Here is a 23724-nt window from a genome sequence, read left to right as displayed (position 1 = left end):
AAAGCTTTCACGCGAATCACTTACGAGGCTATTTCCTATAGCGAGTTGATCGGTATCTTCAGGTACGTCACACCATTGTCTTCCGCCGGCGGCAGATTTCCCGCCCGCACGTTGACCTGAATCGCCGGCAGCAACAGCGTCGGCATACCCAGTCCTGCATCACGCTGGGTACGCATCTCGACAAACGCGGCTTCGTCGACGCCGTCATGCACATGGATATTGTTTTTGCGCTGCTCACCCACGGTGGTCTGGCACTGTGCGGCGCGACCTTGCGGCGGGTAGTCGTGACAGACGTAGAGCTTCACACTGGCGGGGAAGGCCAGCAGCTTGTGAATCGAATTGAACAGTTGATGAGCGTTGCCGCCGGGGAAGTCGCAACGGGCGGTGCCGACGTCGGGCATGAACAGCGTGTCGCCGACCAGAATCTGTTCGCCGTCGATCAGGTAGGCCATGTCCGCCGGGGTGTGGCCGGGGACGTGCAGGGCGGTAGCCTTGAGATTGCCGATCCGGAACGACTCGTTCGGTGCGAACAGATGATCGAACTGCGAGCCATCGGCGCGAAACTCCGGTTCCAGGTTGAACAGCGCCTTGAACACGTTCTGCACTTTACTGATGGACTCGCCAATCGCGATTTTTCCGCCCAGTTCCCGGCGCAGATACGGTGCGGCGGACAAGTGATCGGCATGGGCGTGGGTTTCCAGCAGCCATTGCACTTGCAGGTTGTGGGCCCGCACGAAGGCGATGATCTTGTCCGCCTGAGCCGTGCAGGTGCGGCCGGCGGCACCGTCGTAATCAAGTACCGGATCGACGATTGCGCACTGCCCGCCGTCGGCCTCGTAGACCACGTAGCTGTAGGTCGAAGAGGCGGGGTCGAGGAAAGCTTCAATCAGCGCGGGCATGAACGCGGTCCTGTGCAGGAAGGTGGGAAGTCAGGGTTGCAACACTTTATGTAAACACATAATGTCCGCAGCTTAAGTGACGTTGAAGGCATCCTGCAAATGCAATCCAGTCTGACCGAATGTGAAGTCGCCCAACTGCGCGCCTCGGCCTCCAAGGCCTGTTCGCTGCTCAAGGCCTTGGCCAATGAGGATCGGCTGTTGATCCTGTGCCAGTTGACCCAGGGCGAGCGCAACGTCGGCGAGCTGGAGAAAATGACCGGCGTGCGTCAGCCGACCCTGTCCCAGCAACTGGGCATCCTGCGCGATGAAGGGCTGGTCGCGACCCGTCGTGAAGGCAAGTACATTTTTTACGGTCTCGCCAGTCACGAAGTGATCCAGGTGATGAAAACCCTCTCCGGACTCTACTGCGGAGCCGTGCTCAAAAGCTGGGCGCAATAGACCCGGCTATCCTTGCGTGCAGCCATAAGGAACAAGCAATGAACGATCAACACTGGGGCCCATCCATCAGTGCGGACATCGTGGTCATCGGCGGCGGCACTGCCGGCATCGGTTTTGTCGCGAGCCTGCTCAAGCGCGATCCCGGCCTGAAAATCACGGTGATCGAGCCGAGCACCCTGCATTACTATCAGCCCGCGTGGACACTGGTCGGCGGTGGCGCCTTTGATGCCAAAGACACCGCCCGACCGATGACCAAAGTGATGCCGCGCCAGGCCACGTGGATTCAAGCGGCAGTGTCCGGCATCGACCCCGACCAGCGCCGTCTCACCCTCAACGATCAACGCACCGTCACCTATCAGAACCTGATTGTCTGCCCCGGCCTGCGCCTGGCGTGGGAGAAGATCGAAGGCTTGCAGGAAAGCCTCGGCCAGCACGGCGTCACCTCCAACTACAGCTATCAGCACGCGCAATACACTTGGGATCAGGTGCAGAAACTGCGTGGCGGCAAAGCCCTGTTCACCCAGCCGCCGATTCCGATCAAGTGTGCTGGCGCGCCGCAAAAAGCGCTGTACCTGTCCTGCGATCACTGGCTCAAGCGCAATGTGCTGAGCAAGGTTGATGTCGAGTTCAATCTGGCCGGTGCCGCGTTGTTCGGCGTTCCGACCTTCGTGCCGCCGCTGATGAAGTACATCGAAAAATACAATGCGCGACTGGCGTTCAATTCCAATCTGGTAAAGGTCGACGGCCCGGCGAAAACCGCCTGGTTCGATGTCAAGGATGCGGACGGCAACGTCACCCGTCAGGCCAAGACCTTCGATCTGCTGCACGTCGTCCCGCCGCAGGTCTCGCCGGATTTCATCGCACAAAGCCCCCTGGCCGACGCTGCCGGCTGGTGCGAGGTCAATCCGCACACGCTGCAACATCCGCGTTATCGCGAAGTGTTTGCCCTGGGCGATATCTGCGGCACCACCAATGCGAAGACCGCCGCAGCAGTGCGCAAACAGGTCGTGGTGGTAGCGGAAAACCTGCTGGCGTTGCGCAAGGAGCTGGCACCGCCGCTGAAGTACGACGGCTACGGCTCCTGTCCGCTGACGGTGGAGAAGGGCAAGGTGATCCTCGCCGAGTTCGGCTATGGCGGAAAACTGCTGCCGACCTTTCCCCTCGACCCGACCGTTCCGCGCCGTTCCGCGTGGTGGCTGAAGGCGACGCTGCTGCCGTGGTTCTACTGGAACGGCATGCTCAAGGGCCGCGAATGGCTGACCAGCCTGTCCAAAGTCGACTGAGTAAACTTTATGTTGCTGGCAAGTCTGTTTGGTGTGGTGATGGGATTGATCCTCGGTCTGACCGGGGCCGGCGGCGGGATTCTCGCCGTACCGGCGCTGGTGCTCGGACTGGGCTGGACGATGACGCAAGCGGCACCGGTGGCGTTGTGTGCAGTCGGCAGCGCGGCGGCAGTCGGTGCGATTGATGGCTTGCGCCACGGTCTGGTGCGTTATCGCGCGGCGCTGCTGATTGCGGCGCTCGGCGCGGTGTTTTCGCCGGTAGGCATCTACTTCGCCCATCAGTTGCCGGAAAAGGTTCTGATGATCCTGTTCAGCCTGCTGATGGTCATGGTGGCGTGGCGCATGTTGCGCCGCGAACGCCAGCAAGAGGGCCCGAGCGACCATGGCCACGCCAGTTGGGGTCAGAAGAACTGCATGCTCAATGAACAGACCGGCCGTTTCGACTGGACTGCCAAATGCACCGCGACTCTTGCTGCATTGGGGGCGGTCACCGGGGTGGTGTCCGGGTTGCTGGGGGTTGGCGGCGGATTCCTGATCGTGCCGGCGTTCAAGCAACTGACCGATGTGCAGATGCGCGGCATCGTCGCCACTTCACTGATGGTCATCAGTCTGATTTCCGCCATCGGGGTGATCGGCGCGTTCCATGCGGGCGTGCGGATCGATCATCTGGGTGTGGCGTTTATCGTGGCCAGCATCGTCGGCATGATCATCGGCCGCAAACTCTGCGCGCGAGTGCCGGCGAGGACGTTGCAGGTTGGGTTTGCCAGCGTGTGTCTGGTGGTCGCGGCTTACATGTTGCTGCGGGCGTGAGACAAAACCTGTGGCGAGGGACCAAGTGCCCTCGCCACAGCGATCGCGTTACAACACCAGATGCGGTAACCACAGCGACAGCGCCGGAACGTAGGTCACCAGCATCAGCACCAGGAACAGCACGGCGTAGAACGGCAGCAGCGCCTTCACCGTGCTTTCGATGCTGACCTTGCCCACCGCCGATCCCACGAACAGCACGGCCCCGACTGGCGGCGTTATCAGGCCGATACCGAGGTTGACCAGCATGATCATGCCGAACTGCACCGGGTCGACACCGATACCGAGGATCACCGGCATCAGGATTGGCGTGAGGATCAGGATCAGCGGCGCCATGTCCATCACGGTGCCGAGCAACAGCAGCATGACGTTGATGCACATCAGGATCACGTAGCGGTTGTCGGAGAGGGTCAGGAACAGCGTGGTGATCTTCGCCGGAATCTGCATCAGGGTCATGATGTAGCCGAAACTGGCGGCGAAGCCGATCAGAATCATCACGATGGAAATGGTGCGGACCGTACGGTGCATCAGTTTCGGCAGTTCACTCCATTTGTAGTCGCGGTAGATGAACATGGTGACAAAAAACGACCACAGCACGGCGATGGCCGCCGACTCGGTGGCCGTGAAGATCCCCGACAGGATCCCGCCGAGAATGATCACCATCGCCATCAGGCCCCACATCGCTTCGCCGCAGATCTTCAGGGCTTCGCGCAGCGGGATCACTTCGCCCTTGGGATAGTCGCGTTTGCGCGCAAAAATCAGGCACAGCACCATCAGGCACGCGCTCATCAGCAGGCCCGGCACCACGCCGGCCATGAACAGCGAAGCAATGGAAACGGTGCCGCCGGCGGCCAGCGAGTAGAGCACGGAGTTGTGACTGGGCGGGGTCAGCAGGGCCTGTACCGAACCGCTGACGGTGACCGCTGTGGAGAATTCCCGAGGGTAGCCTTTGCGCTCCATTTCCGGGATCAGCACCGAACCCACCGACGCGGTGTCGGCCACCGACGAGCCGGAAATCGCGCCGAAAAAGGTCGAGGCCATGATGTTGACCAGCGACAGTCCGCCACGCACGAAACCCACCAGAACGCCGGCAAACGCCACCAGCCGTCGCGACATGCCGCCCTCGGCCATGATCGCGCCGGCGAGCACGAAGAACGGAATCGCCAGCAGCGAGAATTTGTTCACCCCGCCCGCCACCTGAATCATCAGGGCCTGGAACGGGATGTCGATCCACCACGCGCCAATCAGGGCCGACAGCCCGAGGGCATAGGCAACCGGCATGCCGATCAGGATCAGTGCGATAAAACTGCCCAGCAGTATCAATGCGTCCATCAGGCAGCCCCTTCGTTTTCTTCAACCAGGTCGAATCGCACCACACGGCGGTTGCTTTGATCGCCGAGCAAGAGTTTTTCCAGTACGAAAATCAGCGTCAGCGCACCACCAACGGGGATCGGCATGTAAGTGATGCCGACCCGCAAGGTCGGCAGGGCGCTCATGAACTGGTTCCACGTCGACAGGCACAGCTTGGTGCCCCAGATGGTCATGAACAGGCAGATGGTGCCCATGAGCACTTGCGAAACGATGCTCATGGCCCGGCGCATCTTCGGTTGCAAGCGGTCGGTGACCATCGCCACCGCCATGTGTGCGCCGGCGCGATAGCTGGCGGCTGCACCGATGAAGGTGAAGACCATCATCAGCAGGATGGCGGTGGGCTCCGGCCAGCTTGAGCCGGTGCCGAGGACATATCGGGCGAACACGCCCCAGGGAATGATCAGGGAAATGGTCAGCACCGACAGACCGGCGACCCAGATACAGGCCATGTAGATCCGGTCATTGATGCGCAGCAGCAAATTCTTCATCGGGTTCCACCGTAACCGGGCACGCGCGGACATCAGGCGACGTCAGCGCTGCCGGGCCTTTTGCAGAGGGCTGGGAGGGTTACTGAACGGCTTCGATGCGCTTGATCAGGTCGGCGTAGGGCGCGCCGTATTTCTCGCGGATCGAGGCGGTGGCCTCGTAGAACGGTTTCTTGTCGACGGTGATGAACTCGACGCCGGCCGCCTTGAGTTTTTCCTCGCTGCTGACGGACTTGGCGTCCCACAGCGTGCGCTCCTGGGCCTGCGCAGCCTTGGCGGCTTTTTTCACCAGGGTCTGCTGGTCGGGCGTGAGTTTGTCCCAGGTGATTTTCGACATCACGATGGGTTCGGGCAGGATCAGGTGCCCGGTCAGGCTGTAGAACTTGGCGTTCTGGTAGTGGTTGTGTTCAAGCAGGGTGGGTGGATTGTTTTCCGCACCGTCGATAACGCCGGTCTGCAGGGCACTGAAGATTTCGCCGGTGTCCATGGCGATACCGTTGCCGCCCATGGCGTTGATGGTTTCGATGAACATCGGATTGCCCTGAACGCGGATTTTCATGCCTTTGAGGTCCGCCAGGCTGCGCACCGGTTTCTTGGTGTAGATGTTGCGCGTGCCGCCGTCCATCCACGCCAGGGCGACGAGGTTGAATTCGGATTGGGTGATCTTGTCGAGGATCTCGTCGCCGATCTCGCCGTCGATGATCTTGCGCATGTGTGCCTGGTCACGGAATACGAACGGCATATTGAACACGTTCACGTCCGGTACCACCGGGCCGACGATACCGAGACTGACGCGGGCCATCTGGATGGCACCGACCTGGGCTTGTTCGACCACTTCCTTTTCCGAGCCGAGAACGCCGCCGGGGAACATCTTGAAGGTCAGCTTGCCGTCACTTTCGGCAACCAGGGTCTTGCCCAACTGTTCTTCGGCGACCACGGTCGGATAACCGGCGGGGTGGATGTCGGCGAATTTGATTTCCAGCGCCTGGGCCGCGCTGCCGAAAGTGAGCGCGAGGGGGAGGGCGGCGGCGAGCAACGTGCGTTTGAAGTCCATGAGGGGTTCTCCAGTCTTGTTATTTTTGTGTTCAAGGCACAGCGATTCAGCAGGGGGTTACAGCAGGTCGTCGAACAAGGGTTCCGGCAGACCTTTGACGCCGGGGTTGAGGGCGAACACGCCGCCCGCCAGGGAGTGCGGATCATGGTCGTCGGCGGGGCGGATCGAGGTCACGAACAAGGTGTCCATCCGGCTGCCGCCGAAGGCGCACATGGTCGGTTTTTTCACCGGTACCTGCAGCGAGCGGTCGAGGCGACCTTCGGGGGTGAACCGGTGGATCAGGCCGACGTCGTTGGCGCAGATCCAGTAGCAACCCTCGGCATCCACGGCGGCTCCGTCGGGGCGGCCGTAAAAATGATTCATGTCCACGAACACCCGTCGGTTGGAGGGTGTGCCTGTCTCTGTGTCGTAATCGAAAGCCCAGATCAGTTGCACGTTCGGGTGCGAGTCCGACAGGTACATCGTCTTGCCGTCCGGGCTGAAACCCAGGCCATTGGGCACGATGAAACCGTCGAGCTGTGCCTCGATCGCGCCCGTTTGCCCGGCACCGTAGCGATAGAGCCGACCCTCGGGCAGATTCAGGCCCATGTTCAGCACCATGCTGCCGGCCCAGAACCGGCCCTGACGGTCGCAGCGGCCGTCGTTCAGACGCATGTCCTGACGTTTATGTTCGACGGTCGCGAGCTGCTCACTGTCGAGGCTGCCATCGCTGTGGGGTTGCAAGTGAAAGAACCCGCTCTCCATGCCGGCAACCCAGCCACCCTTGCTGTGTCGGGCGATGCAGGCAAGCATTTCGGGAGCCTTCCAGGCGTGAACGTGGCCAGTGTCGGCGCTCCAGCGTTGCAGGCCACCGTTGGGGATATCGACCCAATAAAGGGCGTTTTCCTGCGGGACCCACACCGGGCTTTCACCGACCGCGTTGCGGGCGTCGACGATCAATTCGGCTTGCATACTCATTCCCTTGGTTTTGTTCTTTTGACGACGGACAAGCGCAGCGATCAATCGCCGAAAGGTCCGGCCGCAACGAAGGCTCCGCCCTGATAGATCCGCGCCGGGTCATCGGCTGCCGGCATGGGCTGCGCCTCGACTTTTTCGCGAAACACTTCGGACGTGTCTTTGGCCGTGAAGCCGAGGTGGCTGGCGAAGCGGTTGTCCCACCACACGTCCTTGTTGGCGGACATGCCATAGACCACGGTGTGGCCGACGTTAGGGGTGTACAGCGCACGTTCGAGCAATTGGGTGAGGTCGTCGAAGCTCAGCCAGGTGTGCATCATTCGGCGGTTCTGCGGTTCGGGAAACGACGAGCCGATGCGGATGCTGACGGTTTCGATGCCATAGCGATCGAAGTAGAAACTGGCCATGTCTTCGCCGTAGGACTTGGACAAACCGTAGTAGCCGTCCGGGCGGCGAGCGGAGCTGGCGTCGAGGTGTTCGTCCTGTTTGTAGAAGCCGATGACATGGTTGGAACTGGCAAAGATCACCCGTTTGACGCCATGCCGGCGTGCCGCTTCATAGATGTGGAACACACCGCAGATATTGGCACCGAGGATTTCTTCGAAGGGGCGCTCCACCGAGACTCCACCGAAATGCAGGATCGCATCCACGCCTTGGACCAGTTGATGCACAGCGGTTTTGTCGGCGAGGTCGCAGAGCACGATTTCTTCCCGGTCATCGATGGCCGGGGCGAGGGCAGCGATGTCCGACAGGCGCAGCACGTTGGCGTAGGGGCGCAGACGTTCGCGCAAGACTTTGCCCAGGCCACCGGCGGCGCCGGTCAGCAGCAGGCGATTGAACGGAGTTGGGGCGGTGGAGGTGAACGTCATGGCAATCCCTTACACGTTGTTATTAGGTTTGTTGTAGGTTGTCGTATGACTGCGCTGAAGTATCGGTAGGGTTTCCGGAACTTGTCAACGCGACTTTCGGTGTAAATGACGGAAGGCGGATTCACCTTCCGATCACGCCATGCACGGGCTTACAACAACGAAATCGGGTAGCTGATGAAGATCCGGTTCTCGTCGAATTCATTGGTGCTGAAGTCCCGGCGAATCGTCGCGTTGCGCCATTTGACGTTGAGGTTTTTCAGCGGGCCGCTTTGCACGGTGTAGGCCAGTTCCGATTCGCGACCCCATTCCTTGCCATCGGTGATGGTACCGGTGTGCACGTTGTCGCCGCTGATGTAGCGGTTCATCAGCGTCAGGCCGGGGACGCCGAGGACAACGAAGTTGTAGTCGTGGCGAATCTGCCAGGAGCGCTCCTGCGCGTTGTCGTAACTGGCGTTGTAGCTGTCGTTGGCCAGGGTGCCGCCGCTGGTGCCGTTGACGCGCATCCAGGCATCGTCGCCCGTGAGTTTTTGCAGGCCGATGTAGAAGGTGTTGCCGCCGTACTTGGCCGAGAGCATGGCGAATGCGGTTTTGTTGTCGAGGTCGCCGGCCTGGGCGCTGCCGTCTTCCTTGCCGGTGAAAAAACCGAGGTTGGCGCCCAGCGTCCAGTCGCCCAGCGGCTGGCTGTGGCTGAGGTTGAAATACTGCTGTTGGTAGATGTCGCTGAGTTCGGCGTACCACACACCGACAAGCGTGCGTTTGTCGTTGAAGGTGTATTCGCCGCCGCCGAAGTTGAAGCGGTCGGACGTGAATGCGCCTCGGCCGTTCATCGACATGTCTTCCATGCTCGCATCGTTGCGCGGGCTGTTGCCACGGAACTGGCCACCGTACAGGGTCAGGCCATTGATTTCGGTGGACGTGATCTGGCCACCGCGAAAGGTCTGTGGCAGGGAGCGACCATCGTCCGAGCGCAGGATGGGCAACACCGGCATCCATTCACCGACCTTCAATTCGGTCTTCGACACCTTGGCCTTGAGCGCTACACCCAGGCGCCCGAAGTTGTCCGCCGGACGCCCGTCATCGTGAATCGGCAACAACTGCGTACCGCCCGTGCCTTTACCGCCATCGAGTTTCTGCGAGTACAGCCCCAATACGTCCAGGCCAAACCCGACGGTGCCCTGGGTGAAACCGGATTTGGCGTCGAGGATGAAGTTTTGCGTCCACTCTTCAGCCTTGCCCTGGGGATAGTTCGGGTTGACGAAGTTGCGATTGAAGTAGGCGTTGCGCAGGTTCAGCGTGGCTTTGCTGTCTTCGATGAAACCCTCGGCATCGGCGCTCATCGGCAAGAAGAGGGCCAGACTGCTGCAGCCGATCAGGCTCAGGGTGGAACGCGGGCGGGGGACAGAAAAACGGGATGTGCGGACGGAATTGCAGACGAGTGTGCTCACTGTGACGCTCCCTGTTTCATTTGTTGTTTTTATTATTTGTTATACGTCGTCGTACAACATGGTTGCGGATATTTGCGAGGTTTTCCGGAAAAGTCAACAGGGCGTTGTACGATGAGTTCGCGTCAGCGGGCAGCCCTCCAAGCGCTGTGAAGAGGGCTGCTTTCGGGCGTTTTTACTGGTTGTAGAGCGCTTCAGTGTTATCGATCAGCGGATTTTTTTCGGTCAGCACGATTTGCGCGATCTGATCCTTGCGCATGAATTTCACTTTCGGATGGGATTGGGCGTAACGGATGAAACGCTCCATGGCTTCTACCATCGCAGGCGTGCCGCCGATGCGATCGTGCAAGCTCACCGACATCATCCGTCGCTTGCTCGCGCCTTCGGCGTAGAGGCGATCAAACTCCAGTACCAATTGCTGATAGAACTGCTCGGCGGAGAAGTGCCGGCCCTCGACCAGCACGATGTCGTTGTTGCGCAGGGTATACGGCACGACGGCGAATTTACGTCCACGGACCATGGTCACGAACGGCTCGTCACGGCTGACGTCGTCGATGTGATAGGTAAAGTTCAGATCCTGCAGCACCTTCAGCGTATTGGGACTGCGGCGCAGCCAGTTGGCGTTGTAGCCGACCGAGCGCTGGCCGGTGATTTTTTCCACCGCCGCGACGCCATCGCCGATGAACTGTTTTTCCTGGGCGTAGTTCATGTTGTACGAATCGGCCCAGCGCATGCCGTGGGCCGCCAGTTCATGGCCGCGCTCGGCAATTGCCCTGGCGAGTTCCGGGTGCTTGAGCGCCGCTTCGCCGACCACGTGGGAGGTGACCTTGATGCCGGTGCGATCCCACAGATCGAGCATGCGCCACAGGCCTTCCTTGTAGCCGTAATCGAACCAGGTCTGCGCCGGCAGATCCGGATAGCCTTTTGGCAGCGGTGTACCGGAGAACGGACTTTCAGCGCCCTCGGGCTGGCCGCCGGTTTCGAATTGCATCGATACCGAAATCACCAGTTGCGAGCCATCCGGCCACGGGCGTTCCTGAGCGAAGGCGAGGGCGGGCAGCAACAGCGCGGCGGCCAGCAGGTTTTTCAGCAGACGCGGGGAGCGTTGCCAGCGGGGAGTGGTCATAACGGGCACCTTGCAGGTTGAGAAGTGCTGCAAGGTTGGCATTCGCCATGCCTGGGAAAAATCCGCTGCGGGCGAGATGACCTTTAAACAAAATTTACGAATCCACCCAAAATCCCTTGTGGGAGCAAGCTCTCTCCCACAGTGGATATGTGTTTGGCAGGATTTGCGGCACACTTCAGCGACTACAGCACAAGGCTTTTCCATGGATCAATACGCCCCGCGCAACTGGCAGCCCCACGAGAAGCCCAGTCTGCCCGGTTCCCCTTCGACGCCGCTGCATTCCAACCCCAAGCGCCTGGCCTATGCGCTGGTGGGGTTGCTGGTGGCATTGACCGGCGGGTTGGGCAATTCGCTTGTAGTCGCCAATCTGCCTTACCTGCAAGGCGCGCTCGGGGCGACCACGGCGGAGATGGCCTGGTTGCCGGCGGCGTACGTGATGACCAACGTGTCGATGAACCTGCTGCTGGTGAAGTTTCGCCAGCAGTTCGGGCTGCGGGCGTTCACCGAGGTGTTTCTGGTGCTGTATGCGCTGGTGACTTTCGGCCATCTGTTCGTCAATGACCTGAATTCGGCGGTCGCCGTGCGTGCGGCCCACGGCATGGTCGGCGCGGCGTTGAGCTCGCTGGGCCTGTATTACATGGTGCAGGCATTCCCGGCCAAATGGCGGATGAAAGCGTTGGTGCTGGGCCTTGGCACTTCGCAACTGGCCTTGCCGCTGGCGCGACTGTTTTCCGAAGACCTGTTGCAAATCGCCGAATGGCGCGGCCTGTACCTGTTCGAATTGGGCATGGCGCTGCTGTCGCTGGGCTGCGTCCTGATGCTCAAATTGCCGCCGGGTGACCGGTTCAAGACTTTCGAACCCCTCGACTTCCTCACCTTCGCCATCCTTGCCAGCGGCGTCGCGCTGTTGTGCGCCGTGTTGTCCCTGGGCCGCATCGACTGGTGGCTGGAAGCCGACTGGATCGGCATCGCCCTGGCCGCGTCGATTGCCCTGATTCTCGCGGGGCTGGCCATCGAACATAACCGCAGCAACCCGATGCTGATGACCCGCTGGCTCGGCAGCGGGGTGATGATCCGCCTGGCGCTGGCGGTGATCCTGATTCGCATGGTGACCTCCGAGCAATCCACCGGCGCCGTGGGCTTCATGCAAAACCTGAACATGAGCAGCCAGCAGCTTCATAGCTTGTACGTGGTGATGCTGATCGGCAGCGTCGCCGGGCTGCTGACCAGTGCGCTGACCATCGATCCGAAACACCTGCTGATGCCGCTGATTGTCTCGCTGGCGTTGATGGCCACCGGCTCAATCATGGACAGCTCATCGAACAACCTGACCCGCCCCGCCAACCTGTATTTCAGCCAGTTCCTCCTGGCGTTCGGCAGTACATTTTTCCTTGGCCCGACCATGGTGCTGGGTACGCGCAACGTGCTGACCAATCCGCGCAATCTCGTGAGCTTTTCCGTGTTGTTCGGGATCTGCAACAACCTCGGCGGCCTGATCGGCGCTGCGTTGCTGGGGACGTTCCAGATCGTGCGCGAGAAATTTCATTCCAGCCACATCGTCGAGCAACTGGTGATGTCCGACCCGCGTGTCGCCGCCCGGGTGCAGAGCGGCGGGTCGGCGGTCGGCTCGCTGATCGCCGACCCGAGCCTGCGCAATCTGGCCGGTATTCGCAGCCTGGCCAACGCCGCCACTCGCGAAGCCAACGTGCTGGCCTATAACGATGTGTTCATGCTGATTGCGGTGATCGCGATCCTGACCATGATCTGGATCTCCATCCGTGCGCTGTGGCTGATCAGCACCACCAAAACTGTCGCCCCGACACCTTCCGTACCTTCCAGCGGTGCCACTTCTTCATGACCGAACCGACTACCACGACCACCAATGCCATCGCCGCGACCCCTGAAGGCGTGGCGCCGCCGTCATCACCGAATACCGAGCCGCGCTCGTTGCGGGTGCGCATCATCTCGTCGCTGGGCTTTGCCGCGATTGCCATCGTCGGCGTGCTGATCGTGCTGTACGCCTGGCAGTTGCCACCGTTCAGCAGCGCGGTCGAGACCACTGAAAACGCCTTGGTGCGCGGGCAGGTGACGATCATCGGTCCGCAGCTCAGCGGTTATGTGTTTGAAGTGCCGGTGCAGGATTTCCAGTTTGTGAAAGAGGGCGATTTGCTGGTGCGTCTCGATGATCGTATTTATCAGCAACGCCTCGACCAGTCGCTGGCGCAACTGGCGGTGCAGAAGGCTTCGCTGGCCAACGTGGTGCAGCAGCGCAACAGCGCCGAGGCGACGATCAAGCTGCGACAGGCAGTGGTGGCCGACAGCGAAGCGCAGCTACGCAAAAGCGAGGCGGACCTGCGGCGCAACAAGGCGCTGGTCAACGACGGCTCCGTGTCCAAACGTGAGATGGACGTGGCGCTGGCCGCCAATGCGCAAAGCATCGCGGCGCTGGCACAGGCCAAGGCCAATCTGGAAATCGCCCGGCAGGATCTGCAGACGGTGATCGTCAATCGCGGCTCTCTGGAAGCGGCGGTGGCCAGTGCCGAGGCGGCGGTGCAGCTGGCACGAATCGACTTGTCCAACACCCGGATCATCGCCCCGCGCGACGGTCAGTTGGGGCAGATCGGCGTGCGTCTCGGCGCTTACGTCAACTCCGGGGCGCAGTTGATGGCGCTGGTGCCGAACCAGAAATGGGTGATCGCCAACATGAAAGAAACCCAGATGGATAACGTGCGCGTCGGGCAACCGGCGAGCTTCACCGTCGATGGCTTGAATCACCGCAAATTCACCGGCCACGTGCAGCACATCTCCCCGGGCACCGGTTCCGAATTCGCGTTGTTGCAGGCCGACAACGCCACCGGCAACTTCGTGAAAATCGCCCAGCGGGTGCCGGTGCGCATCACCATCGATCCGGATCAGCAGGAGAGCGAGCGGTTGCGGCCAGGGATGTCGGTGGTGGTCAGCATTGATACGGCGGCGGGCGACACCCAGAAACACTGACCTCAGGTGGCGATCATCGGCGGCAGGGTGCCGAGCACGGAAACGGCGGCCACGGCGCCGATCCCCAGCAGCCACTCGAGCATGACGCTGCGCTTGAGGGTGTCGATCCGTTGTTCGCACTCGTTGATCCGCAGGCGATTGAACAGCGCCAGTGCGAGCATGCCTAACACCAGCAGCGCCTTGATCGACAGGATCAGGGCGAACCCCGAAAACAGCGGCGTCGGCCACCATTGGCCGGTGAGCACGCGCACGTTGATCAGCCCGGTGAGCAGCAGGCCGGCGACCAGTGCGTAGCCGAGTCCGCTGAATCGCTGCAAGACTTTGCGCACGGCGTGTTCGGGTCGGCGCAGGATCATCACCAGTATCAGCAGCCCGCCGAGCCAGGCACCCACGCAGGTCAGGTGAATGGCTTGATTGAGGATCAGCATCTGCCCGCTGAAGCCGTCGAGCATTGCGCCGTGACCGACCGGTGCCAGTGTCATCAGCAGCAGTGCGCTCAGGCCCAGCCGCAATGGCCGGTTCGAACGCCAAGGCGTAAACAGCAACGCCAGCAACAGCGCATTGATGAGCAGATGCCAGCGCCAGACCTGACCGAAAAACGTATGACCGAGAACCAGCTCGACGGTCGCCGGATCAAACGCGGCAGCCGCCGAACCGGCCATGCTTGCGGTAATCAACAACGCCCAGATCATGCCGCTGGCCAGAGCGATCGCTGCCAGCCAGCGGGTCAGTCGCGCGAGGTGCCGGTCCAGCGTCGGCGCTTCATCCTTGAGCAACAGTGGCCGGAACAGCCAGGCCCCGAACAGCATCAACACCACGATGAAATGCAGAAACCGGCACAGCACCAGCGCTTCACTCATGAATTACTGGCCGACCTTGAACTGATAGGCGCCTTCGCTCTTGTGCGTGTCGACCGACACCGCGTGCCATTCGACCTTGTACTCGCCAGCGGTCAGCGGTGCTTCGGGGGTGACGATCAGGGTTTTCTTGTCGCCTTCGGTAGTCAGCGGTTTGACCGCCACCGGCTTGCCGTCGTGGGTAACGGTGACTTTGGTGAAGCTGGCTTCGACGCCTTCGGAAAACACCAGGCGCAGATCCGTCGGCGCCGCGACGGTGCTGTCGGCGGCCGGGGTCTGGCTTTTCAGATGCGCGTGGGCGAAAGCCTGGGAGGTGACGACCAGCGAAGCCAGCAGCGCGCCAGCGGTGAACAGGTTTTTCAGCTTCATGGGAAATCCCTTTTCAGTGAGTGACGGTCGACAGTATAGGGCGTGCCGTGCATGTTGCCTTGAGTGAAGACAGGGAGGCGGGGGCGATCCTGAACCAGAAAAATGCCCGGGTGTGTGAAGAATCGTTCTCGGCTGTCGCCCCTTACACAGAGCGGGTGCTAGTCTTCAACAACGTTGTCTTCAGGGAGCCCACATGGGCAATCACAAGATCGAAATCCGCCGCACCAACGTCGACAAGATCCTGCTGGCGGCGGAAAAAGTCTTCGCCGAAAAAGGTTTCGGTGGCACCGCCATGGCGGACATCGCCGCTGAAGTGCAGCTGCCGCGATCCAATCTGCATTACTACTTCTCGACCAAGAGCGAGCTGTACAGCGCGGTGCTGTTCGACCTGCTGGAAGTGTGGAAGCAGGATGCGCTGTGCTTCGAGATGTTCGATGATCCGCGCGTGGTGCTCAGCAGCTACATCCGCGCCAAGATGAACCACTCGCGCAGTCGGCCTTACGGGTCCAAAGTCTGGGCCAACGAAATCATCCACGGCGCCCCGACCCTCGGCGAGGCGCTGGATGTGAGCCTGTACGACTGGGCGAAAATGAAAGAGGCGAAGATCCGGCAGTGGGTGGAAGACAAGCGGATTCTGCCGGTGGAACCGTCGAGCCTGCTGTACATGATCTGGGCGTCGACCCAGCACTATGCCGACTTCGATCATCAGGTGAATATTTTGAATGAGCACCAGCCGCTGTCGGACATGCAGTTCGAGCGGGCGGTGCAGACGGTGACTAGCGTGATTTTGCGGGGGATCGGATTAGAACCCTGAGCCTCGAACTGATCGTTCCCACGCTCCGCGTGGGAATGCAGCCCGGGACGCTCTGCGTCCCATTGGAACGCGGAGCGTCCCTTGAAGCATTCCCACGCAGAGCGTGGGAACGATCAATCTAAACGGCAACGTGATACGGATTCCTCGGATCATGATTCCAGTCCAGAAACGGCTTGCCCGTCTCCATGGGCACCATCTCGATGCAGTCCGCCACCGGGCAGGTGATCTGGCACAGATTGCACCCCACACACTCATCATCGATCACTTCATATTTGTGCGTGCCATCGGCCTGTTTCAGGCTGCTGATCGCCTGGTGTGACGTGTCCTCGCAGGCAATGTGGCAACGCCCGCAACCGATACACGCCTCCTGATCGATCTTCGCGATCACCTGATAGTTGATGTCCAGGTACTTCCAGTCCGTGGTGTTGCCCACGGCGCGCCCGGAAAACTCGGCGATATTGGCGTAACCCTGACTGTCCATCCAGCGCGACAGGCCATCCTTCATCTCCTCGACAATCCGGAAACCGTGGAGCATTGCCGCCGTGCACACCTGGACCGCGCCGCTGCCCAGTGCCATGAACTCCGCCGCGTCGCGCCAGCTGCCGATGCCGCCAATGCCGCAGATCGGCAGGCCCTGGGTCTGCGGATCACGGGCGATTTCCGCGACCATGTTCAGCGCGATCGGCTTGACCGCCGAACCGCAATAACCGCCGTGGGTGCTTTTGCTGCCGACGGTGGGCAGGGCGACCATGTGTTCCAGGTCGACGCTGGTGATGGAGTTGATGGTGTTGATCAGAGACACCGCATCGGCACCGCCCCGGTGTGCAGCGCGGGCGGCGACGCGGATGTCGGTGATGTTCGGCGTGAGTTTGACGATCACCGGCAGCGAGCAGTAAGTCTTGCACCAGCGCGTCACCTGCTCGACGTACTCCGGCACCTGACCGACCGCCGCGCCCATGCCGCGTTCGGGCATGCCGTGGGGGCAACCAAAGTTAAGCTCGATGCCGTCGGCGCCGGTGGCTTCCACCAGCGGCAGGATGTGTTTCCACGACTCCTCGACGCACGGCACCATCAGCGACACGATCAGCGCGCGGTCTGGCCAATCCTTCTTCACCTGGGTAATTTCCCGCAAGTTGATTTCCAGCGAGCGGTCGGTGATCAGTTCGATGTTGTTGATGCCCAGCACTTCGCGGTTGGCACCGTAATGCGCCGAGTAGCGGGACGACACGTTGACCGCCGCCGGGTCTTCACCCAGGGTTTTCCAGACCACGCCACCCCAGCCGGCCTCGAAGGCGCGCACCACGTTGTAGGCCTTGTCGGTCGGCGGCGCGGAGGCCAGCCAGAACGGATTGGGGGCTTTGATACCGGCGAAGACAATCGAGAGATCGGCCATTTACGCAGCCTCCACATTGAGCATCAGTTGAGCGTTGATCGCCTCGGCGGCGCGCTTGCCGTGTTGCACCGCTTGCACGGTCAGGTCCTGATCGAGGCTGGTGCAGTCGCCGCCGGCATACACGCCGGGGATGCTGGTGCGCAGGTTTTCATCGACCTGGATGCGTTCGCCCTGACGTTTCAATTCGCGGGCCAGCGGGTCGGCGAGGGCGCTGCTGTCGAAGGCCTGGCCGATGGCTTTGAAGATCGCATCGGCGGCCAGCTCGAACGTTTCGCCAGTGGTTTGCAGGCGACCGTCCACCAGATGCGTACGGGCGAAGCGCATGCCGCGCACCTTGCCCTCAGCGTCGAGCAGCACTTCATCGGGTTGCGCCCAGGTCAGCAGTCGCACCTGATTGGCCTTGGCGATGTCCTGTTCATGGCCGGTGGCGCCCATGTCCGCCGCGCCACGGCGATAGACCAGATTGACGTCGCGGGCACCGAGGCGGGCCATCTGCACGGCCATGTCGATGGCGGTATTGCCGGCGCCGAGGACGATGCAGTGTTCGGCCAACGGCAGTTGCGACAGGTCATCGGCCTGGCGCAGTTCGCGGATGTAATCGGTGGCGGCGAGCAGGCCGGGTGCGTCTTCGTGGGCCAGACCGAGCTGCTTGCTGGCGTTCAGACCGAGGCCGAGGAATACCGCATCGAACTGTTGATGCAGTTCGCTGAGGGTCAGATTTTCACCGAGTTTCTGCCCGTGGCGGATTTCGATGCCGCCGATCTGCAGGAGGAAATCCAGCTCCTTCTGCGCGTAGTCGTCGACCAGTTTGTACTTGGCGATCCCGTATTCGTTGAGCCCGCCAGCCTTCTCCCGTGCTTCGAAAATCACCACGTCATGACCGTGCATGGCGCTGCGATGCGCGCAGGACAAACCCGCCGGGCCGGCACCGACCACGGCGATGCGTTTGCCGGTGGCGGCGGCGCGCTGGAAGGGATGTTCGGTGAAGTGCGCGTTGTCCACGGCGTAGCGTTGCAGCAGGCCGATCAGCACCGGCGCACATTCGTGGGCGTTGTTACGCACGCAGGCTTGCTGGCAAAGGATTTCAGTCGGGCAGACCCGCGCGCAACTGCCGCCGAGGATGTTCGCCGAGAGGATTTTCTGCGCTGCCCCCGGCACGTTGTCCTGATGGATATTGCGGATGAACGACGGGATGTCGATCTCGCTCGGGCACGCATTCACGCACGGCGCGTCGTAGCAATACAGGCAGCGCGAGGCTTCCAGATGTGCCTGACGGTCGTTGAGCGGCGGCGCCAGATCGGTGAAATGGCCGGCGAGGGCGGCCGCACTTTCGTGCGGGTGCGGGAGATGGTTCAGGGTCTCGATCACGGTTTTTTGCCTCACGGTTAATTGAGGTTTTCTGCCTCTGTCGGGCAGTGGTTTTTTGTGTTGCCTGAACTGGCCTCATCGCGGGCAAGCCCGCTCCCACAGGGGTTTATGAACGCCCTGGATTCCTGTGGGAGCTGGCTTGCCAGCGATGCGGCCGAAGGCCGCTTTCAGCGTTTCACAGCAGTAGGCTTATGTTGCTCAGCCCGTTTGCTCAGCAAATCAAACACCGCCGGATACGCCGGCCGTTCGATATACCGGCCTGCCCCGCGCTCAGCGCGCAGGTCGCCGTCGGCCCAGACCACCCGGCCCTGGCTGACGGTATGGCTAGGTACACCGCGTACGGTCTTGCCTTCGAAGATGTTGAAGTCCACCTGCTGATGGTGGGTCTTGGCGGAGATGGTGCGGGTGCCTTGCGGGTCCCACAGCACCAGGTCGGCATCGGCGCCGACGCGGATCGCGCCCTTGCGCGGGTAGAGGTTGAAGATCTTCGCAGTGTTGGTGGAGGTGAGGGCGACGAAGTCCTGCATCGACAACCGCCCCGAGTTCACCCCTTCATCCCACAACACCGCCATGCGGTCTTCGATGCCGGCGGTGCCGTTGGGGATCTTGCTGAAGTCGTCGCGGCCGGCGGCTTTTTGTTCGGCACAGAAGCAGCAATGGTCGGTGGCGGTGGTGTGCAGATTGCCGCTTTGCAAACCATGCCACAGCGCCTCCTGATGCCCGCGCGGACGGAACGGCGGGCTCATCACGTAACCGGCGGCGGTCTGCCAGTCCGGGTGTTGATAGACGCTGTCGTCCAGTAGCAGATGCCCGGCCAGCACTTCGCCGTAGACCGGTTGACCCTTGCTGCGGGCGTAGGTGATTTCGTCGAGGGCCTCCTTGGTCGAGACGTGCACCAGGTACAGCGGCGTGCCGATGGTTTCAGCGATACGGATCGCCCGGCTCGCGGCCTCGCCTTCAACCTGTGAGGGCCGTGACAGCGGGTGCGCTTCCGGCCCGGTGATGCCCTGGGCCATCAACTTGCGTTGCAGGTGATAGACCAGTTCGCCGTTTTCCGCGTGCACGGTCGGCACCGCGCCAAGTTCCAGGCAGCGCTCGAAGCTCGCCACCAGCGTGTCGTCGGCGGCCATGATCGCGTTCTTGTAGGCCATGAAATGTTTGAAGCTGTTGATCCCGTGATGGCTGACCAGCTCGGCCATTTCCTCGCGCACCTGTTCACTCCACCAGGTGATCGCGACGTGAAAGCCGTAGTCGGACGCGGATTTTTCCGCCCAGCCGCGCCACTGGTGAAAGGCTTCAAGCAGCGACTGCTGCGGATTGGGAATCACGAAATCGATGATCGAGGTGGTGCCGCCGGCCAGGCCTGCGGCGGTGCCGCTGTAGAAGTCTTCGCTGGCCACGGTGCCCATGAACGGGAGTTGCATGTGGGTGTGCGGATCGATGCCGCCGGGCATCAGGTACTGGCCGCTGCCGTCGAGCACTTCGGCGCCGGCGGGAATATCGAGGTTTTCACCAATGGCTTTGATCACGCCGTCAGCGCAATAGACATCGGCGCGGTAACTTTCATCATGGGTAACAACGGTGGCGCCACGGATCAACAGAGACATTCCGAGTTCCTCGCAGGCATGACCGACTTGTGCCGGTTCTAGTGTTTTATTGTTTGCAGCGCCAAATGGGTAATCTTGTCAGCGCTGTCAGGAATAGACGCTAGTCGCAGTTCTGCAATTGATCAAGATTATTTTTTATAAGCTTATGACCGTTTTAAATATCTGAAAAATAAAGATAAAAATACAAAATCACCAAAATGGTGAGGCGCTTCACCATTTTGACGCACTTGACAGGATGGAAATATGGTCAAGATTTCCTATGTGAAATCAGCCGCTTGAAGTTGAGCGGAGAGTGGGGCGTCCTGAAGAAAAATAATGCAGTGCACCAGATTGAGTCCTGACAGTTCGGACAACTTGCCTGGCATTTAGCCTGAGTGTTCAGTCAAGTTTTTCGCGGCCTCACAAGGTGAATAATTAAAACTGATAAACATCAGTAAGTTGCAGGAAATGGAAAGCACTGCCCTGGCGCCAAGCGGTTCCCCCGGCACGTTTATTGATGCCGCCGCTGACACCATGGCCGGTGCATGAAAGTTGTCAGTTCCTCCGGCCATCGTCCGGCTCGCACCTGCGTGTGCAGCCGCCTGATGAGCAGAAAAATAATCAGAAGAACAGTGGAGCGGCCATGCAACAGAACAGATCGCAAGTGACCGAGCGCGACGGCTTGTTCGAACTCGAAGCCGGTAGCGACGTCCTCGACAGTCCCCGTTACAACCACGACATGGCACCGACCAAGGTGCGCGAACGAACCTGGAACAAATGGCACATCACTGCACTGTGGGTCGGCATGTCGATCTGTGTGCCGACCTACACCCTGGGTGGTGTGCTCACCGCGTATTTCGGCCTGAGCGTCGGCGAGGCCTTGCTGGCGATTCTGTTTGCCAACGTCATCGTTCTCATTCCCCTGACGCTCAACGCGTTCCCCGGCACCAAATACGGGATTCCGTTTCCGGTGCTGCTGCGTTCTTCGTTCGGGATCCTCGGCTCCAACGTGCCGTGCCTGATCCGCGCGCTTGTCGCGTGCGGCTGGTTCGGTATCCAGACCATGTTTGGCGGACTGGCGATTCACCTGTTTCTCGGCTCGGTATTTGAAGGCTGGAAATCACTCGGCGGAACGGGAGAGGTGATCGGTTTCATGATCTTCTGGACGCTGAATCTGTGGGTGGTGATCCGTGGCGCCGAGTCGATCAAATGGCTGGAAACCCTGTCGGCACCGCTGCTGGTGGCGGTCGGCATCGGGTTGCTGGTGTGGGCCATGCCGAATGTGTCGATGACTGAGTTGCTGGCAATTGCGCCGAAGCGTCCCGAGGGCGCGAGTGTGGTCAGTTACTTCGCCGCCGGGCTGACGGCGATGGTCGGTTTCTGGGCCACCCTGTCGCTGAACATTCCCGACTTCAGCCGGTATGCCCGCAGCCAGAAGGATCAGATCCTCGGGCAGATTTTCGGTCTGCCGCTGACCATGTTCCTGTTCGCCGCACTGGGCGTGGTGATGACTGCCGCTTCGGTGAAACTGGTGGGCGTCAGCGTCTCCGATCCGGTGACGTTGATCGGTCATATTCAGAGCCCGGTGTGGGTCGCGGTGGCCATGGCGCTGATCATTATCGCCACGCTGTCGACCAATACCGCCGCCAACATTGTCTCGCCGACCAACGACTTCCAGAACATCGCGCCCAAGGTGATCAACCGCACCAAAGCGGTGATTCTCACCGGGTTCGTCGGGCTGGCGCTGATGGGCCATGAACTGCTGAAGAAACTCGGGTTGATCGTTTCCGATGTCAGCCTGGAAACCGTGTATTCGAACTGGCTGCTGGGCTATTCCAGCCTGCTCGGGCCGATTGCCGGGATCATGGTGGTGGATTATTTCCTGATCAAGAAACAGCAACTGGACCTGGCCGGCCTGTACCGCGACGACGTGTACCCGGCGTGGAACCTGGCCGGGTTCATCGCGTTCGGCGTGCCGGTGGTGCTGACCTTGTTGTCGCTTGGCAGCGATGCGTTCAGCTGGTTTTACAGCTACGGCTGGTTCACCGGCTCGGCGCTGGGCGGGTTGATCTATTACGGGTTGTGCGCGATGCGCGGTAACCCGGCCATGGCCAAAGCACCCTCGTAATGATCGTTCCCACGCTCTGCGTGGGAATGCAGCCCGGGACGCTCCGCGTCCCCAAAGCGGACGCAGAGCGTCCATGGATGAATTCCCACGCAGAGCGTGGGAACTAGCAGCCTGAGGAGATCCCCATGAACGCAGCCGTAGACGTTCTGCAATCGACCCATCAGCACATCAACCGCGACCGCTTGTGGGCGTCGCTCATGGAGCTGGCCAAGCTCGGCGCCACAGTCAAGGGCGGGGTCTGTCGTCTGGCCCTGACCGACCTCGACCGCCAGGCCCGCGACCTGTTCGTGCAGTGGTGCAAGGACGCCGGTTGCAGCGTCACGGTCGATGAAGTTGGCAACATCTTTGCCCGTCGCCCCGGCCGTAACCCGAGCCTGCCACCGGTAATGACCGGCAGCCACATCGACACCCAGCCCACCGGCGGCAAGTTCGACGGCTGCTTCGGCGTGCTGGCCGGGGTCGAAGTGCTGCGCACCCTAAACGACCTCGGCGTGGAAACCGAGGCGCCGCTGGAAGTGGTGGTCTGGACCAATGAAGAAGGCTCGCGCTTCGCTCCGTGCATGATGGGCTCCGGCGTGTTCGCCGAAAAATTCACCCTCGAAGAAACCCTGGCCAAGGTCGATGCCGACGGCGTTACCGTCGGCGAAGCGCTGAACGCCATCGGCTACGCCGGGCCGCGCAAAGTCAGCGGGCACAAGGTCGGCGCCTATTTCGAGGCACACATTGAGCAAGGCCCGATCCTTGAAGACGAGCAGAAAACCATCGGCGTAGTGCTCGGCGCACTGGGGCAGAAGTGGTTCGACCTGAAACTGCGTGGCGTCGAAGCCCACGCCGGCCCGACCCCGATGCACCTGCGCAAGGACGCTCTGGTCGGCGCTTCGGTGATCGTGGGAGCGGTCAATCGCGCGGCCCTCGGCCACCAACCCCACGCCTGCGGCACCGTCGGTTGCCTGCAAGCCTATCCGGGCTCGCGCAACGTCATCCCCGGCGAGGTGCGCATGACCCTGGACTTCCGGCATCTGGAGCCGGCACGCCTTGACTCGATGATCGCCGAGGTCAAGCAAGTCATAGAAACCACCTGCGAAGAACACGGCCTGACCTATGAACTGACCCCGACCGCCGACTTCCCGCCGCTGTACTTCGAGAAAGGCTGTGTCGAAGCCGTGCGCGGCGCCGCCAAAGGGCTGGGCCTGTCGCACATGGACATCGTCAGCGGCGCCGGCCACGACGCTATTTTCCTCGCCGAACTGGGCCCGGCCGGGATGATCTTCGTGCCGTGCGAAGGCGGTATCAGCCACAACGAAATCGAAAACGCCGCGCCGGATGATCTCGCGGCCGGGTGTGCGGTGTTGCTGCGGGCAATGCTGGCGGCTTCGGCGTCGGTGGCCGGGGGGCAACGCGCTGCGTGATGTTCATCAATCGTTCATGAAAATGTGCGACGTTGCCGCCCCTGAAAAAGGAAGTCAGGACGCGCAATGTCGCCC

General features: G+C 61.2%; 21 protein-coding genes. 8 read left to right on the top strand and 13 right to left on the bottom strand.

All coding sequences use genetic code 11. The annotated features are described in order from the left end of the window. Nucleotides 1-35: 35 nt before the first annotated feature. The gene (locus tag IHQ43_RS17780) at nt 36-899 is read right to left on the bottom strand and encodes an MBL fold metallo-hydrolase (RefSeq protein ID WP_192561517.1); all 864 of its coding nucleotides are present in this window, start codon (nt 897-899) and stop codon (nt 36-38) included. Between the two features lie 99 nt (nt 900-998). Here IHQ43_RS17780 and IHQ43_RS17775 point away from each other — a divergent pair, with 99 nt between their 5' ends. From IHQ43_RS17775 to IHQ43_RS17765, 3 genes are read left to right on the top strand one after another with little or no spacing between them, the layout of a single operon-like run. Continuing rightward, a complete protein-coding gene (locus IHQ43_RS17775; protein ID WP_007952897.1) occupies nt 999-1337 on the top strand; it encodes an ArsR/SmtB family transcription factor in 339 nt (112 codons plus the stop codon). A gap of 38 nt (nt 1338-1375) precedes the next feature. Further along, nucleotides 1376-2620 (top strand): NAD(P)/FAD-dependent oxidoreductase, encoded by a 1245-nt coding sequence (locus IHQ43_RS17770; RefSeq protein ID WP_192561516.1) that lies wholly within the window; start codon nt 1376-1378, stop codon nt 2618-2620. Nucleotides 2621-2629: 9 nt separating this feature from the next. Then, nucleotides 2630-3430: a sulfite exporter TauE/SafE family protein gene (locus IHQ43_RS17765; RefSeq protein ID WP_192561515.1), complete on the top strand. Its 801-nt coding sequence runs from the start codon at nt 2630-2632 to the stop codon at nt 3428-3430. Between the two features lie 48 nt (nt 3431-3478). Here IHQ43_RS17765 and IHQ43_RS17760 read toward each other — a convergent pair whose 3' ends face one another. The 7 genes from IHQ43_RS17760 to IHQ43_RS17730 all read right to left on the bottom strand — a co-directional run bounded on the left by IHQ43_RS17760 (nt 3479) and on the right by IHQ43_RS17730 (nt 10728). Further along, complete coding sequence (locus tag IHQ43_RS17760) at nt 3479-4759, bottom strand: TRAP transporter large permease (protein ID WP_192561514.1); 1281 nt, start codon at nt 4757-4759, stop codon at nt 3479-3481. Then, the gene (locus tag IHQ43_RS17755; protein ID WP_192561513.1) at nt 4759-5286 is read right to left on the bottom strand and encodes a TRAP transporter small permease; all 528 of its coding nucleotides are present in this window, start codon (nt 5284-5286) and stop codon (nt 4759-4761) included. Before IHQ43_RS17755 ends, IHQ43_RS17760 begins: the two co-directional genes overlap by 1 nt. Nucleotides 5287-5365: 79 nt before the next feature. Next, the gene (locus IHQ43_RS17750) at nt 5366-6337 is read right to left on the bottom strand and encodes a TRAP transporter substrate-binding protein (protein ID WP_192561512.1); all 972 of its coding nucleotides are present in this window, start codon (nt 6335-6337) and stop codon (nt 5366-5368) included. A gap of 57 nt (nt 6338-6394) precedes the next feature. Next, nucleotides 6395-7288: an SMP-30/gluconolactonase/LRE family protein gene (locus IHQ43_RS17745; RefSeq protein WP_192561511.1), complete on the bottom strand. Its 894-nt coding sequence runs from the start codon at nt 7286-7288 to the stop codon at nt 6395-6397. Between the two features lie 47 nt (nt 7289-7335). Further along, the gene (locus IHQ43_RS17740) at nt 7336-8160 is read right to left on the bottom strand and encodes an NAD-dependent epimerase/dehydratase family protein (protein WP_192561510.1); all 825 of its coding nucleotides are present in this window, start codon (nt 8158-8160) and stop codon (nt 7336-7338) included. Between the two features lie 149 nt (nt 8161-8309). After that, on the bottom strand, nt 8310-9605 hold the full coding sequence (locus tag IHQ43_RS17735; RefSeq protein ID WP_192561509.1) for an OprD family porin: 1296 nt from the start codon (nt 9603-9605) through the stop codon (nt 8310-8312). Between the two features lie 172 nt (nt 9606-9777). Next, entirely contained in the window at nt 9778-10728 is a 951-nt protein-coding gene (locus tag IHQ43_RS17730; protein WP_192561508.1) for a polysaccharide deacetylase family protein, read from the bottom strand. A gap of 202 nt (nt 10729-10930) precedes the next feature. Here IHQ43_RS17730 and IHQ43_RS17725 point away from each other — a divergent pair, with 202 nt between their 5' ends. Together IHQ43_RS17725 and IHQ43_RS17720 are read left to right on the top strand one after the other, a co-directional pair. Then, complete coding sequence (locus IHQ43_RS17725; protein WP_192561507.1) at nt 10931-12586, top strand: MFS transporter; 1656 nt, start codon at nt 10931-10933, stop codon at nt 12584-12586. Further along, entirely contained in the window at nt 12583-13725 is a 1143-nt protein-coding gene (locus IHQ43_RS17720; RefSeq protein ID WP_192561506.1) for an HlyD family secretion protein, read from the top strand. Before IHQ43_RS17725 ends, IHQ43_RS17720 begins: the two co-directional genes overlap by 4 nt. A gap of 2 nt (nt 13726-13727) precedes the next feature. Here the strand turns inward: IHQ43_RS17720 and copD are convergent, their stop codons facing one another. After that, nucleotides 13728-14585: a copper homeostasis membrane protein CopD gene (copD, locus tag IHQ43_RS17715; RefSeq protein WP_192561505.1), complete on the bottom strand. Its 858-nt coding sequence runs from the start codon at nt 14583-14585 to the stop codon at nt 13728-13730. A gap of 3 nt (nt 14586-14588) precedes the next feature. Then, nucleotides 14589-14951 (bottom strand): copper homeostasis periplasmic binding protein CopC, encoded by a 363-nt coding sequence (copC, locus tag IHQ43_RS17710; RefSeq protein WP_192561504.1) that lies wholly within the window; start codon nt 14949-14951, stop codon nt 14589-14591. Nucleotides 14952-15144: 193 nt separating this feature from the next. Here copC and IHQ43_RS17705 point away from each other — a divergent pair, with 193 nt between their 5' ends. Continuing rightward, a complete protein-coding gene (locus IHQ43_RS17705; protein ID WP_007952885.1) occupies nt 15145-15765 on the top strand; it encodes a TetR/AcrR family transcriptional regulator in 621 nt (206 codons plus the stop codon). Between the two features lie 118 nt (nt 15766-15883). Here IHQ43_RS17705 and preA read toward each other — a convergent pair whose 3' ends face one another. From preA to hydA, 3 genes are all read right to left on the bottom strand, one after another. Continuing rightward, nucleotides 15884-17158, bottom strand: coding sequence for an NAD-dependent dihydropyrimidine dehydrogenase subunit PreA (preA, locus tag IHQ43_RS17700; RefSeq protein ID WP_192561503.1), 1275 nt, complete (start codon nt 17156-17158; stop codon nt 15884-15886). Beyond that, entirely contained in the window at nt 17159-18526 is a 1368-nt protein-coding gene (locus IHQ43_RS17695; RefSeq protein ID WP_192561502.1) for an NAD(P)-dependent oxidoreductase, read from the bottom strand. Between the two features lie 167 nt (nt 18527-18693). Next, nucleotides 18694-20133, bottom strand: coding sequence for a dihydropyrimidinase (gene hydA, locus IHQ43_RS17690; protein ID WP_192561501.1), 1440 nt, complete (start codon nt 20131-20133; stop codon nt 18694-18696). Nucleotides 20134-20755: 622 nt separating this feature from the next. Here hydA and IHQ43_RS17685 point away from each other — a divergent pair. Next, nucleotides 20756-22240, top strand: coding sequence for an NCS1 family nucleobase:cation symporter-1 (locus IHQ43_RS17685; RefSeq protein WP_192561500.1), 1485 nt, complete (start codon nt 20756-20758; stop codon nt 22238-22240). Nucleotides 22241-22365: 125 nt separating this feature from the next. Beyond that, nucleotides 22366-23649 (top strand): Zn-dependent hydrolase, encoded by a 1284-nt coding sequence (locus IHQ43_RS17680; RefSeq protein WP_192561499.1) that lies wholly within the window; start codon nt 22366-22368, stop codon nt 23647-23649. Nucleotides 23650-23724: the final 75 nt, after the last annotated feature.

Origin of the sequence: Pseudomonas gozinkensis (assembly GCF_014863585.1) — a bacterium.
GTDB classification, from domain to species: Bacteria; Pseudomonadota; Gammaproteobacteria; order Pseudomonadales; family Pseudomonadaceae; genus Aquipseudomonas; species Aquipseudomonas gozinkensis.
The sequence above is the reverse complement of the archived record's forward strand: the minus strand, read 5'-3'. Positions and strand labels throughout refer to the sequence as shown.